The sequence below is a fragment of the Bacteroides intestinalis DSM 17393 genome (genome assembly GCF_000172175.1).
GTDB classification, from domain to species: domain Bacteria; phylum Bacteroidota; class Bacteroidia; order Bacteroidales; family Bacteroidaceae; genus Bacteroides; species Bacteroides intestinalis.
Genome location: NZ_ABJL02000008.1, coordinates 2066713 through 2084098 on the forward strand (window position 1 = coordinate 2066713; position 17386 = coordinate 2084098).

The 17386-nt window shown below is 42.4% G+C and carries 17 protein-coding genes and 1 tRNA gene; 12 read left to right on the forward strand and 6 right to left on the reverse strand.

The window, feature by feature from the left end:
- Positions 1–10 precede the first annotated feature (10 nt).
- From traJ to BACINT_RS17780, 9 genes are all read left to right on the forward strand, one after another.
- Positions 11–1036, forward strand: coding sequence for a conjugative transposon protein TraJ (gene traJ / locus BACINT_RS17740; protein WP_007665544.1), 1026 nt, complete (start codon positions 11–13; stop codon positions 1034–1036).
- Between the two features lie 12 nt (positions 1037–1048).
- The gene (gene traK / locus BACINT_RS17745; RefSeq protein ID WP_007665547.1) at positions 1049–1672 is read left to right on the forward strand and encodes a conjugative transposon protein TraK; all 624 of its coding nucleotides are present in this window, start codon (positions 1049–1051) and stop codon (positions 1670–1672) included.
- Between the two features lie 3 nt (positions 1673–1675).
- On the forward strand, positions 1676–1981 hold the full coding sequence (locus tag BACINT_RS17750) for a TraL conjugative transposon family protein (RefSeq protein WP_007665549.1): 306 nt from the start codon (positions 1676–1678) through the stop codon (positions 1979–1981).
- Positions 1956–3308 (forward strand): conjugative transposon protein TraM, encoded by a 1353-nt coding sequence (traM, locus tag BACINT_RS17755; RefSeq protein WP_007665551.1) that lies wholly within the window; start codon positions 1956–1958, stop codon positions 3306–3308. Before BACINT_RS17750 ends, traM begins: the two co-directional genes overlap by 26 nt.
- A 32-nt stretch (positions 3309–3340) precedes the next feature.
- A complete protein-coding gene (gene traN, locus BACINT_RS17760; protein ID WP_007665552.1) occupies positions 3341–4249 on the forward strand; it encodes a conjugative transposon protein TraN in 909 nt (302 codons plus the stop codon).
- Positions 4250–4251: 2 nt separating this feature from the next.
- The gene (locus BACINT_RS17765; RefSeq protein ID WP_044155348.1) at positions 4252–4830 is read left to right on the forward strand and encodes a conjugal transfer protein TraO; all 579 of its coding nucleotides are present in this window, start codon (positions 4252–4254) and stop codon (positions 4828–4830) included.
- A gap of 27 nt (positions 4831–4857) precedes the next feature.
- Entirely contained in the window at positions 4858–5301 is a 444-nt protein-coding gene (locus BACINT_RS17770) for a DUF3872 domain-containing protein (RefSeq protein ID WP_394330158.1), read from the forward strand.
- Between the two features lie 246 nt (positions 5302–5547).
- Positions 5548–6174, forward strand: a complete 627-nt coding sequence (locus BACINT_RS17775) for a response regulator (protein ID WP_007665555.1) — start codon at positions 5548–5550, stop codon at positions 6172–6174.
- Positions 6167–7198, forward strand: coding sequence for an ATP-binding protein (locus BACINT_RS17780; RefSeq protein ID WP_007665556.1), 1032 nt, complete (start codon positions 6167–6169; stop codon positions 7196–7198). The genes BACINT_RS17775 and BACINT_RS17780 overlap by 8 nt, the downstream gene beginning before the upstream one ends.
- A gap of 220 nt (positions 7199–7418) precedes the next feature.
- Here BACINT_RS17780 and BACINT_RS24855 read toward each other — a convergent pair whose 3' ends face one another.
- From BACINT_RS24855 to BACINT_RS17805, 6 genes are all read right to left on the reverse strand, one after another.
- Positions 7419–7541, reverse strand: a complete 123-nt coding sequence (locus BACINT_RS24855; protein ID WP_007665558.1) for a DUF3873 family protein — start codon at positions 7539–7541, stop codon at positions 7419–7421.
- 281 nt (positions 7542–7822) lie between these two features.
- A complete protein-coding gene (locus BACINT_RS17785) occupies positions 7823–8356 on the reverse strand; it encodes an antirestriction protein ArdA (RefSeq protein ID WP_007665560.1) in 534 nt (177 codons plus the stop codon).
- Between the two features lie 407 nt (positions 8357–8763).
- Positions 8764–9216 carry a JAB domain-containing protein gene (locus BACINT_RS17790; protein WP_007665561.1) on the reverse strand — a complete coding sequence of 151 codons (453 nt, stop codon included), beginning with the start codon at positions 9214–9216 and terminating at the stop codon, positions 8764–8766.
- Positions 9217–9474: 258 nt separating this feature from the next.
- Positions 9475–10017 carry an ORF6N domain-containing protein gene (locus BACINT_RS17795; protein ID WP_007665562.1) on the reverse strand — a complete coding sequence of 181 codons (543 nt, stop codon included), beginning with the start codon at positions 10015–10017 and terminating at the stop codon, positions 9475–9477.
- A 74-nt stretch (positions 10018–10091) separates the two neighbouring features.
- Entirely contained in the window at positions 10092–11330 is a 1239-nt protein-coding gene (locus BACINT_RS17800; RefSeq protein ID WP_007665563.1) for a site-specific integrase, read from the reverse strand.
- A gap of 275 nt (positions 11331–11605) precedes the next feature.
- Positions 11606–11690, reverse strand: a tRNA-Ser gene (locus BACINT_RS17805).
- Positions 11691–11803: 113 nt separating this feature from the next.
- Between BACINT_RS17805 and BACINT_RS17810 the strand changes: the two genes are divergently transcribed.
- From BACINT_RS17810 to BACINT_RS17820, 3 genes are all read left to right on the forward strand, one after another.
- Positions 11804–14329: an endonuclease MutS2 gene (locus BACINT_RS17810; RefSeq protein WP_007665564.1), complete on the forward strand. Its 2526-nt coding sequence runs from the start codon at positions 11804–11806 to the stop codon at positions 14327–14329.
- 11 nt (positions 14330–14340) lie between these two features.
- Positions 14341–15558, forward strand: a complete 1218-nt coding sequence (locus tag BACINT_RS17815; protein WP_021967632.1) for an L-serine ammonia-lyase — start codon at positions 14341–14343, stop codon at positions 15556–15558.
- A 141-nt stretch (positions 15559–15699) separates the two neighbouring features.
- Positions 15700–17361 carry an IS1182 family transposase gene (locus BACINT_RS17820; protein WP_007665566.1) on the forward strand — a complete coding sequence of 554 codons (1662 nt, stop codon included), beginning with the start codon at positions 15700–15702 and terminating at the stop codon, positions 17359–17361.
- Positions 17362–17386 lie beyond the last annotated feature (25 nt).

Here is a 17386-nt window from a genome sequence, read left to right on the forward strand (position 1 = left end):
AATCAAAGATATGTTATTAGCTATCGAATTTGATAACCTGCATCAAATACTCCGTAGTTTATATACGGATATGATGCCTTTATGCGGGAACATGGCGGGGGTAGCCAAAGGAATAGCGGGACTGGGCGCATTGTTCTATGTGGCTGCCAAAGTATGGCAGTCGCTCGCCAGTGCCGAACCGATAGACGTTTACCCTTTGCTCCGTCCCTTTGTGATTGGCTTCTGTATTATGTTCTTCCCCACGTTCGTACTGGGTACGATTAACAGCGTGATGTCACCCGTAGTCAAGGGGTGTAACAATATGCTCGAAACGCAAACTTTCGATATGAACGCCTACCGGGAACAAAAGGACAAGCTGGAATATGAAGCGATGGTGCGTAATCCGGAAACGGCTTACCTTGTTTCGGATGAAGCGTTTGATAAACAGATAGACGAACTGGGGTGGTCTGCCAAAGATATTGCCACAATGGGCGGTATGTACATGGATAGGGCAGCCCACAATATCAAGCAATCCGTCCGGGACTGGTTCAGGGAACTTTTGGAACTGCTCTTTCAATCGGCAGCCCTTGTGATAGACACTATCCGAACATTTTTCCTTATCGTACTGGCGATACTGGGTCCGATAGCCTTTGCCATCAGCGTGTATGATGGCTTTCAGGCGACACTGACCCAATGGATAACAAGGTACATTTCCGTTTACCTGTGGCTGCCTGTTTCAGACCTGTTCAGTTCGATTCTTGCCCGAATACAGGTGCTTATGCTCCAAAAGGATATTCAGGAACTATCAGACCCCAATTTTATACCGGACGGAAGTAATAGCGTGTACATAATTTTTATGATAATCGGCATCATCGGTTACTTCACCATCCCCACCGTATCGAACTGGATTATTCAGGCGGGCGGAATGGGTAACATGAGCCGGAACATAAACAGTGCAGCTAATAAAACAGGTAGCGGAGTGGGTGCGGTAGCCGGAGCAGCAACCGGGAACGCTGGCGGCAGGGTCGGCGGTAAACTAATCAAAGGTAATCAATAAATAAAAATCAAGATGGAATTTAAAAGTTTAAAGAACATTGAAACCAGTTTCAGACAGATACGTCTTTTCGGTATCGTGTTTGTCGTTATGTGTACCCTGATAACAGGTTATGCCGTTTGGAACTCCTACACGTTTGCCGAAGCGCAACGGCAGAAGATTTATGTGCTGGACGGCGGTAAGTCGTTGATGCTTGCGCTTTCGCAAGACCTCTCGCAAAACCGTCCGGTCGAAGCAAGGGAACACGTGAAGCGTTTTCACGAACTCTTTTTCACGTTGTCACCGGATAAGAACGCTATCGAAAGCAATATCAAACGGTCGCTGTTCCTCGCTGACAAGAGCGCATTCAATTATTACCGTGACCTCTCGGAAAAGGGATATTATAACCGTATAATCTCCGGTAACATCAGCCAGACCATACGGATAGACAGTGTTTCTTGCAATTTCGATGTGTACCCGTATGCGGTGGCTACCTATGCCCGGCAAATGATTATCCGTGAAAGCAGCGTGACGGAAAGAAGCCTTGTCACCCGTTGCCGGTTATTAAATGCCGTTAGAAGTGACAATAACCCGCACGGCTTTATCATGGAAAGTTTCGAGATAACGGAAAACAAGGACTTGAACACGATAAAGCGGTAAGCCATGATACGGAAAATACTCTCTCCGGTTAATCAGGCGATTACCCATGTACAGGACTGGGCGGATGAAAAACTCCGCCACCTGTGCGGGCGCATGACACCGGAAATAAGGCTGGCGGTAATCCTGCTTATGCTCCTGTTCTTCGGCGGGCTATCCATCTACTTTACGGTATCATCCATTTACCGGATAGGCAAAGAGGATGGCGAAACCATACGGATAGAACATATTAGGCAGCTACAACTTCAAAGTAAAGACAGTACGAACATTTTTAATCAGTCAGACAATGGAAGAAAAAGAAGTGAAGAATGAAGTTCCCGTACCGGAAACGGACAGGAAAAAAGAAGAAAAGGGAAAAAAGGAACTGACCTCACAGCAGATACAGCAGCGAAAGAAGATGCTGGTTTACCCGCTTATGGGACTGGTTTTCTTGGGGGCTATGTACCTGATTTTTGCACCGTCCGAAAAGGACGAAACAAAGGTAGAAAGCGTGGGCGGCTTTAACGCCGACATTCCGCAACCCAAAGGGGACGGGATAATCAGCGATAAAAAGGCAGCCTACGAACAGGAACAGATGGAGAACAAACAGGCGGACAAGATGCGCTCCTTACAGGATTTTGCCTTTTCGCTCGGAGAGGAAAACGGGAACGGGGAAGATTTGACCCTGATAGATGATGCTCCGGCGGAAAAGCCGAAAAACGCCGTGATTGACTTCGGGGCGGGTGCGCCGAACAATAGCCGTTCCTCTATCCAGTCTTCGGCGGCAGCTTACCGGGATATGAACCGTCAGTTAGGCAGTTTCTACGAAACGCCGAAAGAGGACAAGGAAAAAGAGGAACTGAAACGTCAGGTGGAAGAACTCACTGCCCGGCTCAATGCGAAAGAAAACGGTGCGAGCAGCATGGATGAACAGGTGGCTCTTATGGAAAAGTCATACGAACTGGCGGCAAAGTATATGAACGGCGGACAGCAGGAACAAGTAGCGCAAGTGATACCTACCGCACCCATTCAGGAAAAAGGAAGTACCACTTCTGTAAAGGCGGTATCGGACAGGACGGTTTCAGGATTGCAGCAACCTATGAGCAACAGCGAATTTATTACCGAATACAGCAAGCCACGCAATTACGGATTTAACACGGCGGTCGGCAACAGCTATTCGATGGGAAAGAACACTATCCGGGCGTGTGTGCATAACGACCAAACACTTATGGACGGGCAGACCGTCAAGCTCCGGTTGTTAGAACCGTTACAGGCGGGTAATGTGATTGTCCCCAAAAACAGCCTTGTTTCAGGAAGTGCCAAAGTGCAGGGGGAACGGCTCGACATATTGGTGTCCTCGCTTGAATATGCGGGTAATATCATTCCGGTGGAACTTGCCGTTTACGACAGTGACGGGCAGAAGGGGCTTTCCGTCCCCTCGTCACTGGAACAGGAAGCGGCAAAAGAAGCGATGGCGAATATCGGTGCGGGACTGGGTACGAGTATTTCCTTTGCGCAAAGTGCCGGGCAGCAGGTCGCAATGGATATTACAAGGGGCTTGATGCAGGGCGGTTCGCAATACCTCACTAAGAAGTTCAGAACGGTAAAAGTACACCTGAAAGCAAACTATCAGGTGATGCTTTACGCCAAACAACAGTAATTTATTTATCAACCACAAAAATTTCAATCCAAATGAAAAAGTTAATGATTTTATTCGCTCTTGTTTTGGGAGTGGTTTCAGTGAAAGCACAAAGTAACGATTTGTATCAGGGCATTACAAAGAAACTGCCTTACCGCCAAATGGTGACACCTTACGGTGTACAGGTGACGTTTGCAAAAACGGTACACATTATTTTCCCGTCTGCCGTGAAGTACGTGGATTTAGGGAGTAACTACATCATTGCCGGAAAAGCGGACGGGGCGGAAAATGTTGTCAGGGTTAAGGCTACGACAGAGGGCTTTCCCGGGGAAACCAATTTCTCCGTTATCTGTGAGGATGGCAGTTTTTATTCTTTCAATGCGAAGTACGCACATGAACCGGAAATGCTCAACATTGAAATGAAAGATTTCTTGGAAAATGAGGACACAACGGATTTCAGCCATACCCGGATGAATATCTATTTCCGGGAATTAGGTAACGAAAGCCCGCTTTTGGTAAAGCTGATTATGCAGTCCATCTACAAGAACAATGACCGGGAAATAAAGCATTTGGGATGCAAGCGTTTTGGGGTGCAGTTCTTGGTGAAAGGCATTTATTCACATAACGGGCTTTTTTACATTCACACACAAACAAAGAACAATTCAAATGTTCCATTTGATACCGATTTTATCCGTTTCAAAATTGTAGATAAGAAAGTAGCCAAAAGGACAGCTATTCAGGAAACGGTTATTGACCCGGTGCGGAGCTATAACGAAATACTGGTTATCGATGGCAAGAGTACCGTCCGCACCGTGTACACCGTTCCACAGTTCACTATCCCTGACGATAAGATATTGGTTATTGAACTGGTGGAAAAGAACGGTGGTAGACACCAAACTATCCGGGTGGAAAATTCGGATATAGTGGCTGCCAAAGTGATTAACGAACTTAAAATCAAATGAACATGAAAAGGATATGCTGTATTATATCCCTTTTTGTGCTGTGCCTGACTTTTAACCAGGCACACGCACAAGGATGTCTGCCGGGAATGAAAGGCTTGCAGGTCACGGGCGGCATGGCGGACGGTGTTCACTGGAACAGTAAAAGTGATTTCGCTTATTACTTCGGGGCTGCCATGAGTACCTATACCAAAAACGGGAACAGGTGGGTTATCGGCGGGGAATACCTCGAAAAGCATTACCCCTACAAGGATTTGCAAATACCAGTCAGCCAGTTTACAGGTGAGGGCGGTTACTATCTAAATTTCCTTTCCGACCGGAAGAAAACCTTTTTTCTTTCGCTGGGATTGTCCGCACTTGCCGGGTATGAAACAAGCAACTGGGGCGATAAATTGCTACCCGATGGCTCTACCCTAACCGATAAGGACGGTTTTGTCTATGGTGGTGCGCTGACACTGGAACTGGAGAGTTATATTACTGACCGGGTAGTATTCCTGATTAACGCACGGGAAAGATGCCTGTTCGGTTCTTCCGTTGGTAAGTTCCACACACAGTTCGGTATCGGTCTAAAGATAATAATGTGATAAACTAACCTATTATATATAATATATATGAGAAAGATTTTAAGCCGTATTTTGATAGGCTGCTATGTAATGGCCGCCATCTTATTTGTGGGTGCGTGTAATGACGATGTGGATATACAGCAGTCTTACCCGTTCAGTATTGAAACGATGCCAGTACCGAAGAAATTAAAGGTGGGTGAAACCGCCGAAATCAGGTGTCAGCTTCACCGGGATGGACGCTATGAGGAAACAAAGTATTTCATCCGTTATTTCCAACCGGACGGGGCAGGAACGCTGAAAATGTCCGATGGGACGGTTTTACTGCCGAATGACCTGTACCCGCTTCCAGGTGAAACATTCCGGCTTTACTATACCTCTGCATCCACCGACCAACAGACGGTAGATGTGTATTTTCAGGATAGCTTCGGGCAGTTACAGCAGCTTACGTTTTCATTTAATAATGATAACAGTAAGGAAGATGTCATAAAATGAGGTGGATTAATGGAAATATAATTTTCTCGCACTAAATATAACTTAGATGGTTCTTGAAGCAATGAACGTTCTGATTTATATCGAACGCTATAGTTAAGAAATAGAATATAAATTTTTAAAGCATGATACAAACAGCCTTATGTGATTTTTCGATTGCAAAGGCTGTTTTCTTACATCAAACCACAATAGATACATTTTTTTTGTTAACTTTGCGGTTAATGTATAGAATAAATTTAAAATCAATTTATGGAGAACATCATTACTTTTTTTAAGACTAATATGGAATGGATATTTAGTGGAATAGGTGTTGCATGTCTAGTTCCGCTTATCGGGAAGTTGTTTAAACGAGAATATGAGTCTAGTAAAATTGCCAACCAAGAAAATAAGATTGTAAATAATATAAATATTAGCAATCATACAAATGCATCAGTAGCAGCAGCAAAAGCAGAAATGCATAAGGTGAATCATAATGTATATCCTAAAAAAACGCCAAAAGATTTAGCAGTCATATTATTTATAGATGATGAAAAATTTAATATGGTAAATATTCTTAAAAAAGCTGGGTGGAAGAATACTTTTTCCAAAAAAGATATTATCGATTTGGACGATAGTGACGTATATAAATCAGATATTATATTTGTGGATATAAATGGTGTAGGAAAAAACTTATTTGAAAGTCAGGGTATAGGTTTAGCAAGTGCTTTGAAAGACAAATACCCAACTAAAAAAATTGTTATTTACTCAGCAGAAACAACAGGGGATCGATTTGATAAAGCATTACGCAAAGTTGATGATTGTTTAGCAAAAAATGCCGAACCATATGAATTTATTTCTTTAGTAGAAAATTTTGCAGCAGAGATTTATAATGAATAAAAGAATAATATCTAAAAAAGGAGATATTTTAACATCTTCACTTGACGATCAATGCATTGAGTGTATTCGCAACAAAACAAATAATGGATATGCCCAAATTTGTTGCCCAATAGATACAGTTAATAAAAGAATTGGATTTATGGGAAATAATAGTGGAGAATTATATGCTTGTAGTGACAATAGTAAAACGACTAAAAACTTTAAAGATAATTTAAATGTTATAGCCTCTCATATTCCCGATTTATTAACGCTCAGAAATGAAGTAGCTCAAGAAATTTCTCAAAATGAACTGCAACGAGTAAGAAGGGTCGTTCATAACTTAAAAAGCATAAATGCTCATTGTATACAGGAGTTGTATAATTTTATACCTCAAGACAAATTTACACAAAATATAAATCAAACAGTTGATATAGTAAAAGATGCTATAAAGAAAAAAAATAAAGACGCAGCACTGACTTTTCTAAGAATTGCAAAATATAACGGAAGTATGAAAGCTGAATTTTCCGTGTATGAAAAATTATTAAAAGACAACCCGAAACTATCACCACGATCTTATAAATTAAGAGATGTAATAATGATTGTGCTACATATGTTTTTTGGAGATTTCACATCTATTTCTGTCAGAGTGGATGTTGATGAATATTACGAGAAAGCAGTTATTGATTTCGAGTCAATACAAGTTGCATTATATCATATAGTTGAGAACGCAGCCAAATATATCAAACCTCAAACCATTCTAAAAGTTTTATTAAGCAACGATGATAAGTTCCATACTATTGAGTTTAAGATGAATAGTCTACACCTCTATCCAGATGATATAAAACAAATGTTTAACGAAGGGTATTCTGGGATAAATGCAAAAAAAACATCAAAAGCTGGAGATGGAATAGGTATGTATAGGGTAAAACGACTGATAGAATTAAATAAGTCTGAGATTCACGTTATTGCTGGAGATGAAATAGTTACTTATAAGGGCTATGAGTATTCTGATAACAGTTTTATCATTAAAATACCCGTTGTTTAATATATTTTCTATATTATATTTTAATATCACTACCGCCATCTAATTGAGATAAAGGTCGTTCTTTTGCCGTTTCGAATTATTCGTTAAACAAGAAACAAACCCTACTCAGTTTGGTTGGATGTTCGTCTGTAATGAGAGGACTACTCTTGACATTTTATCCATTTGTTCCCTTTCTGACTGTAAGTTTTAAATATATTCACTATAGAAAAGAGTTTACTGCTTATATAGTGGGTATCATGTTGGATAAAGAATTGACTTCTGATTGTACTATATAGTATTTTACGTATTTTTCTTCTCCCAGTGTTTGGGTAATGCTTACCCCGTTTTTGTTTAAAGTTTCCATATCGTTATAATTTTAAATGAGTTATCAGATAACTAAAAGCGAAAGCAGCACAACGAAAATTAACGCCATACAAAAACAGGTAAACGGCGGAGATAAACAGCCGGAGAAAGAACCAGACTATATAAAAGCCTATGATTAAAACTATCCACATTCCGGTGGTGCTGGTGGCTGCCTGATAGATGATAAAAGCCAGTATTACTCATCTTAAAACGGTCTTTATCTTATTATATACTTTCATTGTCTTAATGTGTTGCGGGTGAATTGCTCCACCCGGTTAGTAATCAGGCGCAACGGAAAACAAAACCGTCTTCCATCCAGTAATCAGTCATAAACAGGTCACGGGCAAAAGCCGAATAATCAAAGTAGGTCTTTGCGAACTCCGGCAGTTCGTAACATTGCTCTACGATTTCATAGGCGTAATCTTCCTCGTCCTTATATTCTCCCTGATAATCATCTTCAAAAGAGGAAATAAGGTATTCTACATCTTCTTCGCTTATATCGTGGCTATGATGGTCGCACCATACGAAAAACGCTTCCTGCTGGGTTTCGCTTAATTTCTCGATAGCGTCCCGCACTTCAAAGAACTTTTCAAATAACCAGCTTTCAGAAATGAACGCTTCCGGGATATTCTCGTAATCCTGAAACATAAATTCCGGGTCTTGGTCGTCCTTGTGCAGTTCCCGGCACGCTTCCAAAAACTCGTCCTTATCTGAATAGTCGGACAGGTCTAACCATTTGCCGAAAAGTGAACCGCTATTATACTTGTTGTAAGTACCTACATAAACTCTTGCTTCTGATAATGTTACTGCTTCCATAATTCTGTGTCTTTTAAAATTTATGCGGATTTGAGAGGTAAGGGAGCCAAAGTTTCATAACCTTTTTTCCTGTTTCTCGTAAATCTGACTTTTTTTATGCGTTTCCGGTCGGGACGGTCGTTTTCGTTTCATATAGGCTTTAAAGGGTAGTGTTTAGGCTTTGCAAGATTTTAAAGAAAAATACTCTTTGGACGAAGTACAACAGGAAGATTTTTGTTTAAACCCTTTAGGGCTTGACCTTGCAAAGACGTTAAGAACACGGAAATACCTTTGCCTATGTGATACGATAATGACTGCTCCGGCTGGGGACTGCCTAAGAGAAAGATTTACAATAGGAGAAACTGGAAAAATGGTTTTATTTTAAAAGTAGGATATTGTGTTTTTGTTGCCAGTAACAAAAAAAGGGCTTATAAAAGCCCCTCATCTGCAAAACTGTAATAGCTTTCTTCTGTCAGGATGATATGGTCTAACAGGTGTAAATCCAATACCTTGCAGGCTTCTTTTATTTTTGAGGTGATTTGTTTGTCCGGTTCACTCGGACGCAGGTTGCCTGATGGGTGGTTATGTGAGAGGATAATCCCCGAAGCATGGACTTTTAAGGCTGTTTGCAGGATGATTTTCACGTCCATTACTGTTTCAGCCATGCCGCCTTTAGAGATAAGGGAAACACCTAAAGCCTTGTTAGCCCGATTGAGAAACATTACATGGCTTTCTTCGTGGTGTTCCATACATTCTACATAGAACGGTTTCAGGTAAGAGTAGGACGTTTCAGAAGAGAAGATTTTTATTCTTTCGGATGCTTTTACATTGTCCTTATAAGAGATAGTGATTTCCGGCATGGTAAATTCGATTGTTTTCATAACGCTTGAATTTTAAATTAAACAATAAGAAATTTTGCCGGACACCCACAGTTTGGCGGGGACTTCAACCATATCTTTTCAAAAAAATACAACCCGTAGGTGTGGAGATTTTTTAGAAAACCGGAACGGCTCGGATTTGGTATTTGTCCCTGCCGGGCTGTAACTTTGCTAAAATTTGTGACTGAGATACATTACTTTAAGGAACTGAAAAGGGGTATCACAGGTGACACCCCTTAGACAACCGAATACCTTTAAACGTTATTCGTCATAGGTTCTATATCCTATCGGTTTGCGTGGCTTCGGTTCAGGCTTGCTTAGTAGCTGGGTAAGTGCTTGATAAACCTCGCTGAATTGTGCATCCGTACTTTCTTCCAGTTCTTCAATGCGCTTTAGTAACTCCTGATAACCTGTAATCATTTGACGCAAGGCTACAAATGCCCGCATGATAGAAATATTCACCTGTATGGCAATAGGGCTGCGCAGTACACCGGACAGGGCGGCTACTCCCTCTTGCGTGAAAACATAGGGTAAATATTTAGTATGCTTACCGCGTTTTGAACTGGTTTCTTCTTCCGTTTCATCGGGATTATTCTTTAAGGTCACAATTTGTGACCTTAAACATTCGACTTCTTCCTTTGTCAGTTCAAACATAAAATCTTCCGGGAAACGTTCTATATTACGTTTCACAGCCTGTTTCAACGCTTTTGTTTCCACCTGATAAAGTGCCGCAAGGTCACTATCGAGCATAACCCGGCAACCTCTGATTTCATAAATCTTGCTTTGGATGATTTGTAAGTCCATAATGTTATTATTTAATGGTGAGTAATAAAGCATAAAGGGACTTATCACAATTTGTGATAAGTTTCCCTATATACCTATTTTATAGATGCTTCTTTATAGATTTTTTCAATGCCGACAAACTTCTTGTCAAGCCCCTGCATATCGTTACTGATTTTATTATTGGTAATGCGGGCGTATATCTGTGTCGTTTCTATATTGGTGTGTCCCAACATCTTACTAACGGTTTCAATAGGAACACCCTTTGCAAGCGTGGTTGTCGTGGCAAAAGTATGCCTCGCAAGGTGAAATGTCAAGTTCTTTTTAATTCCGCATACATCCGCTATTTCTTTCAAATACGCATTAAGTTTTTGATTGCTGATAATAGGAAGTACCTTACCGTTCGGCAATTTACCTTTGTACTTTTCCAGTATCATTTTAGGAATGTCCAGCAAGGGGACATTCACGTCTATATTCGTTTTCTGACGTTTGGTAATTATCCACAAATTACCGTCAAAGGATTTGCGGATATTATCTTCTCTTAAGTTTGCTACATCCACATAAGCCAAACCACTGAAACAGGAAAAGATAAAAACATCACGCACCTGTTCCAACCGTTCGGAAACCATTTTCTTTTTGAGGATGATTTTTATTTCATCCTCTGTTAAATATCCCCTATCTACTTTTTCCAAACGCATTTTATAATTGGCGAACGGGTCACCTATCAGGATGCCATTATTACGGGCTATCAGGATAATGCGTTTGAAGAACTGCATAAACTTGGCGGTCGTATTAAAGCCACATTTGCAGGTGGTACGCAAATATAACTCAAAGTCGGTAATGAACATCGGAGTTATTTCCTTTATAGAAATATCCGACAGGTTATATTTGCTTTGGATGAACTCTGCAAGATGGCGGCGGGTCACTTCATATTTACGATAAGTGGCAATCGTTTTGGATATGCCGACCAACTGTTTCACATCATCATTGTGCTTTTGGAAAAGGTTAAGGATGGTGTCGTGGTTCTCGCTATGACCTAAAAACTCATTCTTCACCTTTTCGGCGGTAACATAATTGTCACGCCGTTGTAGTTCGTGGTAGATGGTATTAAGGGATGCGTTTATATCATCCAGCAATCGGTTGATGCGGGTAGCTTCCGCAGAACGTCCGGCGGCTTTGCCTGCCTTGCCATCCCAAATTTTGGGTTGAACATCCACTTTGGAATTAAAACGGCTTGCCACACCATCCACTGTGATGCGGACGAAAATAGGGTAACTGCCATTGATTTTTTGCTTGTCCTTTTTTACAAAGAAAAGAACGTTGAATGTACTTTTCATAAACTCACTTTTTTTAGTTACAAAACTACGTTAATTAGCTCAAAGTGAAGTTTATACAGGCTCGCCAAATAGCGACAGAAGTTCGCCAATTTCGGACTAAGTGTACCCCTTTTAGACTTTCGGTTGTCGGGGGTACGAATTAGGTTACTAACTTTGTCTTTTAGGGGCTAAATGATGTCCGGTAGGGCAGACATAAGGGGATAAAAAAAGTCCCACAAATCGTTGAATTTGTGGGACTTGTCTGCTTTCTGTCCGGTTTTGTCCGGTTAGTTCAGCGGAGAGACAGGGATTCGAACCCCGGGTACCTTTCAGTACAACGGTTTTCAAGACCGCCGCAATCGACCACTCTGCCACCTCTCCAAAACTCCCTTATAAGGAAGGCTTTTCGTTTAAAGCGGTGCAAAGGTACAAATCATTTTTAAATCTACAAACTTCCTGCCATTTTTTTCACGAATTAATCGTACTTTTGCAACATGATATATCCACAGAACTTTGAACCTAAAATAGGTTTCGACCAAATACGCCAGTTGTTGAGCGAAAAATGCCTCAGCACATTAGGCGCCGAACGCGTAGCCGATATGACGTTCTCCGACCATTTTGAAGAAGTGGAGGAACGCCTGAACCTCGTTACAGAGTTCGTACGCATCATACAGGAGGAAGATAACTTCCCCGCACAATATTTTTTCGACGTCCGTCCGTCACTGAAACGAATACGCATAGAAGGAATGTACCTGGATGAGCAGGAACTTTTCGACTTGCGCCGTTCGTTGGAAACGATACGGGACATCGTGCGTTTTTTAGAAAAGGATGACATAGAAGGAGAAGACTCCCCCTACCCTTGTCTCCGGAACCTCGCCAAGGATATATTGGCATTTCCGCAGCTGATTCAGAAGATAAACAATATACTTTCACCTTATGGAAAGATAAAAGATAATGCTTCTTCCGAACTGGCACGTATTCGTCGTGAACTGGCGAACACCATGAACAGCATATCCCGTTCTCTGAACAGCATCTTACGCAATGCCCAGTCTGAAGGTGTAGTAGATAAAGACGTTACCCCGACCATGCGCGATGGCCGTCTGGTAATTCCGGTTGCTCCGGGATTAAAACGAAAGATTAAAGGTATCGTACATGACGAATCAGCAAGCGGAAAAACCGTATTTATAGAACCTGCCGAAGTAGTAGAGGCCAATAACCGTATCCGCGAACTGGAAGGAGATGAGCGTAGGGAAATTATCCGTATCCTGGTAGAATTCTCTAACCTGTTGCGCCCTTCCATTCCCGATGTATTGCAATCATATGAATTCCTTGCAGAGATAGACTTTATCCGTGCCAAGAGCTTGTTTTCCCTACAAATATCAGGTATAAAACCTGCATTGGAAAATACGCAGTTACTGGATTGGACTATGGCTGTACACCCATTGCTGCAACTTTCCCTTGCCAAACACGGAAAGAAAGTAGTTCCGCTCGATATTGAATTGACTGAAAAGCAGCGTATCCTTATTATATCCGGTCCCAATGCGGGTGGTAAGTCTGTTTGCCTCAAGACAGTGGGATTGTTGCAATATATGTTGCAATGTGGTATGCTCGTTCCTATGCACGAACGTAGCCATGCCGGTATCTTCAGCAGTATATTCATCGATATAGGCGACGAACAGTCCATTGAAGATGATCTGAGTACTTACTCTTCACATCTCACCAACATGAAGATAATGATGAAGAATTGCAATGAACGCAGTCTCATCCTTATAGATGAATTTGGTGGTGGAACCGAGCCACAAATCGGTGGCGCCATCGCCGAAGCCGTACTGAAACGTTTCAACCAAAAGCTGACGTTCGGTGTTATTACTACTCACTACCAAAATCTGAAGCACTTTGCCGAAGACCATGAAGGAGTAGTGAATGGAGCCATGTTGTACGACCGCCACCTGATGCAGGCACTTTTCCAACTTCAGATAGGTAATCCCGGAAGTTCATTTGCCGTAGAGATAGCCCGAAAGATCGGTCTTCCGGAAGATGTGATTGCAGATGCATCCGAAATTGTGGGTAGCGAATATATTAATGCCGATAAGTATCTGCAAGATATTGTACGCGATAAACGATACTGGGAAGGCAAACGTCAGACTATCCGCCAGCGTGAAAAACACATGGAAGATACCATCTCCCGCTATCAGGCAGAAATGGAAGACCTGCAGAAATCTCGCAAAGAGATTATCCGTAAAGCTAAAGAAGAAGCAGAACAGCTGGTACAGGAAGCCAATGCACGGATTGAAAACACCATCCGCACCATTAAGGAAGCACAGGCTGAAAAAGAGAAAACCCGCCAGGCACGTCAGGAACTGACCAAGTTCCGTGAATCGATGGAAGCTCTTGCCTCTAAAGAACAAGAGGAGAAGATAGCACTCAAAATGCAAAAATTGCAGGAAAAGCAGAACCGGAAAAAAGAAAAGAAGAATAAAGATACAAACAACACTCTTTCAGCTCAGGAGCTGGCTGCCCAAAAAGCCAAACAGGAAGCTGAACGCCTAGCAAGCATTGCCCCGGGAGCTATGGTAAAGATAAAAGGTCAAAGCTCGGTGGGCGAAGTATTGGAAGTAAATGGCAAAAATGCCATTATTGCTTTTGGCAGTATCAAAACCACTGTTAAGCTGGAACGATTGGAGCGCACTAATTCCGCCCCACAAAAGGTGGACAACTCTACTAAGAGTACCTTTGTCAGCAATCAAACCCAAGACAGCATGTACGAAAAGAAATTGAACTTCAAGCAAGACATTGATGTACGCGGCATGCGTGGTGACGAAGCTCTACAGGCAGTAACCTACTTTATTGATGATGCCATCCTTGTAGGTATGTCACGTGTACGTATCCTTCACGGAACAGGTACAGGTATCTTGCGTACCCTTATCCGGCAATACCTGCAAACAGTTCCCGGCATCAAGCATTTTGCCGACGAACATGTACAGTTTGGTGGTGCAGGAATCACAGTCGTTGACCTATAAATAAAATAATTATGAAATCAATCAAAGAACTCTACCGTATCGGTACAGGGCCATCAAGCAGCCATACAATGGGGCCCCGCAAAGCTGCTGAGATCTTTCTGGAAAAACATCCGGAAGCTTCCTCATTTAAAGTGACCTTATACGGTAGCCTTGCTGCCACAGGAAAGGGACACATGACTAACATAGCCATTACCGATACCCTGCAGCCAGCCGCTCCGGTAGAAATTATTTGGGAACCCAAAATATTTCTACCTTTCCATCCCAATGGCATGAAATTCGTTTCATTGGATGCTTCGGGAAAAGAGACTGATGCATGGACAGTATTCAGTGTAGGCGGTGGTGCGCTGGCTGAAGAAAATGATGGTGCATCATCTGTCAACACCCCGGATATCTATGATATGAATCACATGATGGAGATTCTACAATGGTGCGAAAAGACCGGAAGAAGTTACTGGGAATACGTCAAGGAGTGTGAGGAAGAAGATATATGGGATTACCTGCAAGAAGTCTGGAAAACCATGCAAGCAGCCGTTCGCCGCGGATTGGAGCAAGAAGGTGTACTGCCCGGTCCATTGAACTTACGCCGCAAAGCCTCTACTTATTATATACGTGCCAGCGGATACAAGCAGTCTTTGCAATCTCGCGGATTGGTATTTTCCTATGCCCTTGCCGTAAGTGAAGAGAACGCCTCAGGAGGAACAATAGTTACCGCCCCTACTTGTGGTTCTTGCGGTGTGATGCCGGCAGTATTATATCATCTTGCTAAAAGCCGTGATTTCAGTGATACCCGAATCCTTCGTGCGCTTGCCACAGCCGGTCTTGTAGGAAATATCGTAAAGACCAATGCATCCATTTCAGGAGCAGAAGTAGGATGTCAGGGAGAAGTAGGCGTAGCCTGTGCAATGGCCTCAGCTGCTGCCAACCAATTATTTGGTGGTAGTCCTGCACAAATAGAGTATGCAGCCGAAATGGGTCTGGAACATCACCTCGGCATGACTTGCGACCCGGTATGCGGATTAGTTCAAATTCCTTGCATTGAACGCAATGCATATGCTGCCGCCCGCGCACTGGACGCCAACCTTTATTCTTCTTTTACTGATGGCATGCATCGTGTATCCTTCGACAAAGTTGTAGAAGTAATGAAAGAGACCGGAAACGATTTGCCATCACTCTACAAAGAAACCAGTGAAGGCGGATTGGCCAAGGATTATCGGCCAATGGGAGAATGATAATTTAGTGCTATGCGCTAAATTAGAGGTTGTGTCAAAACTCTGGCACAACCTTTTTTATGCACAAAGCCCAGACTTTCGCAAGCCCGGGCTTTGCTATTCCCCAAAGTTTTTGTATCTTTAGGCATAAAGTATTTCGTTATGGCAAAGTTACATTTTCGTCCTTACATTCCCAACCAAACCGTTCTTTTTCCTCAAAGAATTGATGAAAACATTGCGTCGAACGACCCGGTTCGCATAGTTAACACAGTTGTTGATACTCTCGATCTTGAAGGTTTCAATAAACTTTATAAAGAAACCGGCCGCTGTCCTTATCATCCTAAAATGATGCTTAAGGTAATTATCTACGCCTACATGAATAATATCTATTCGTGCCGTAAAATAGAGAAGCTTCTCTTGCGTGACATTCATTATATCTGGCTTGCCGGTAATGAGCATCCGGATTTTATCACCATCAATCGTTTTCGTAACCGTGTAAAGGAGGAGATAAATAATGTATTCACCCAGTTAGTTCTTGTCCTTGCCGACAAAGGTTTCATCAGTCTTGAGGTGGAGTATATCGACGGCACTAAGATTGAATCCAAAGCCAACAAATATACTTTTGTCTGGCGCAAGAGTGTTGAAAAGCACCGCACGAAGTTGCTGGACAAGATTCGTATCCTTCTGGAACAGGTGGACGAAGCCATTGCACAAGAAAACTCCGTAAAAGACACACCCGCCCAATTCACTCCCGCCATGCTCTCTGACATAGTGGATGAACTTAAAGAAGTCCTAGAACACCAGCCTGCGACAAAGGATAAGGAACAAAAGAAAGCCCTGCGCGAAAAGAAGAAACAGCTCAAGGAACTTGAAGGGTATCGTGACAAGCTGATGGAATACGACAATCATCTTGACACTCTTGGAGAACGTAATTCCTATTCCAAGACTGATCCTGATGCCACATTCATGCGTATGAAAGAAGACGCCATGAAGAACGGGCAGACCAAGCCCGGATATAATTTGCAAATAGGTACTGAAAAACAATTTCTCATAGACTTCCGACTGTTTCCCAACCCTACCGATACACTGACGCTCATTCCTTTCTTCCACTCCTTCCAACATCGCTATAACCGCTTACCCGCTGTCGGGGTGGCAGACTCCGGTTACGGCTCAGAAGAAAATTACCGGTTCATGCAGGAGAACGGGATAGAAGCCTTTGTCAAGTATAACTTCTTCCATAAAGAACAGCGTCCCCGTTATACTCCCAATCCGTTCCATGCGGAAAGTCTCCATTACAATACAGAAGAGGATTATTACGTTTGCCCTATGGGGCAGCGCATGAACCGTATAGGGACCAGACGTGACAAAACTGCAAGCGGATACATCACCGAAAGTGCACGTTATAAAGCACAAAATTGCGAGGGTTGTCCTTTGCGTGGCAGTTGCTTTAAAGCCCAGGGAAATCGTATTATAGAAGTCAATCACCGGTTAAACCAATACAAACGGCAGGCACGGGAAATATTGCTCTCAGAGGAAGGTATCAAGCATAGAGGCAGGAGGTGTATAGAACCGGAAGCTGTGTTTGGACAAATGAAATACAACATGGCATACCGCCGGTTCAGACATAAAGGAGAAGACAAGGTTACGATGGACTTTGCTTTCTTTGCTATAGCTTTTAATATCAAAAAAATGTGCGCTAAACTACTAAAAGCAGGAAAGGGAGGGACTGCACGCATTATATGTATTCTTATCAGAACAATTATGACGCAATATACGAGGAATATAGCCGCGTATTACCAAATTAGTGAAAAAAGAGTCGCATAGAGAAAAAAACATTTAAATATAAAAA

Excerpts from the sequence above, each read along its gene's own strand:
- BACINT_RS17765 (WP_044155348.1), top strand. The coding sequence starts at position 4,252 with ATGAAAAGGATATGCTGTATTATATCCCTTTTTGTGCTGTGCCTGACT.
- traM (WP_007665551.1), top strand. The coding sequence starts at position 1,956 with ATGGAAGAAAAAGAAGTGAAGAATGAAGTTCCCGTACCGGAAACGGAC.
- BACINT_RS17770 (WP_394330158.1), top strand. The coding sequence starts at position 4,858 with ATGAGAAAGATTTTAAGCCGTATTTTGATAGGCTGCTATGTAATGGCC.
- traK (WP_007665547.1), top strand. The coding sequence starts at position 1,049 with ATGGAATTTAAAAGTTTAAAGAACATTGAAACCAGTTTCAGACAGATA.
- BACINT_RS17785 (WP_007665560.1), bottom strand. The coding sequence starts at position 8,356 with ATGGAAGCAGTAACATTATCAGAAGCAAGAGTTTATGTAGGTACTTAC.
- BACINT_RS17815 (WP_021967632.1), top strand. The coding sequence starts at position 14,341 with ATGAAATCAATCAAAGAACTCTACCGTATCGGTACAGGGCCATCAAGC.
- BACINT_RS17820 (WP_007665566.1), top strand. The coding sequence starts at position 15,700 with ATGGCAAAGTTACATTTTCGTCCTTACATTCCCAACCAAACCGTTCTT.
- traJ (WP_007665544.1), top strand. The coding sequence starts at position 11 with ATGTTATTAGCTATCGAATTTGATAACCTGCATCAAATACTCCGTAGT.
- BACINT_RS17775 (WP_007665555.1), top strand. The coding sequence starts at position 5,548 with ATGGAGAACATCATTACTTTTTTTAAGACTAATATGGAATGGATATTT.
- BACINT_RS24855 (WP_007665558.1), bottom strand. The coding sequence starts at position 7,541 with ATGGAAACTTTAAACAAAAACGGGGTAAGCATTACCCAAACACTGGGA.
- BACINT_RS17800 (WP_007665563.1), bottom strand. The coding sequence starts at position 11,330 with ATGAAAAGTACATTCAACGTTCTTTTCTTTGTAAAAAAGGACAAGCAA.
- traN (WP_007665552.1), top strand. The coding sequence starts at position 3,341 with ATGAAAAAGTTAATGATTTTATTCGCTCTTGTTTTGGGAGTGGTTTCA.
- BACINT_RS17780 (WP_007665556.1), top strand. The coding sequence starts at position 6,167 with ATGAATAAAAGAATAATATCTAAAAAAGGAGATATTTTAACATCTTCA.
- BACINT_RS17790 (WP_007665561.1), bottom strand. The coding sequence starts at position 9,216 with ATGAAAACAATCGAATTTACCATGCCGGAAATCACTATCTCTTATAAG.
- BACINT_RS17810 (WP_007665564.1), top strand. The coding sequence starts at position 11,804 with ATGATATATCCACAGAACTTTGAACCTAAAATAGGTTTCGACCAAATA.
- BACINT_RS17795 (WP_007665562.1), bottom strand. The coding sequence starts at position 10,017 with ATGGACTTACAAATCATCCAAAGCAAGATTTATGAAATCAGAGGTTGC.
- BACINT_RS17750 (WP_007665549.1), top strand. The coding sequence starts at position 1,676 with ATGATACGGAAAATACTCTCTCCGGTTAATCAGGCGATTACCCATGTA.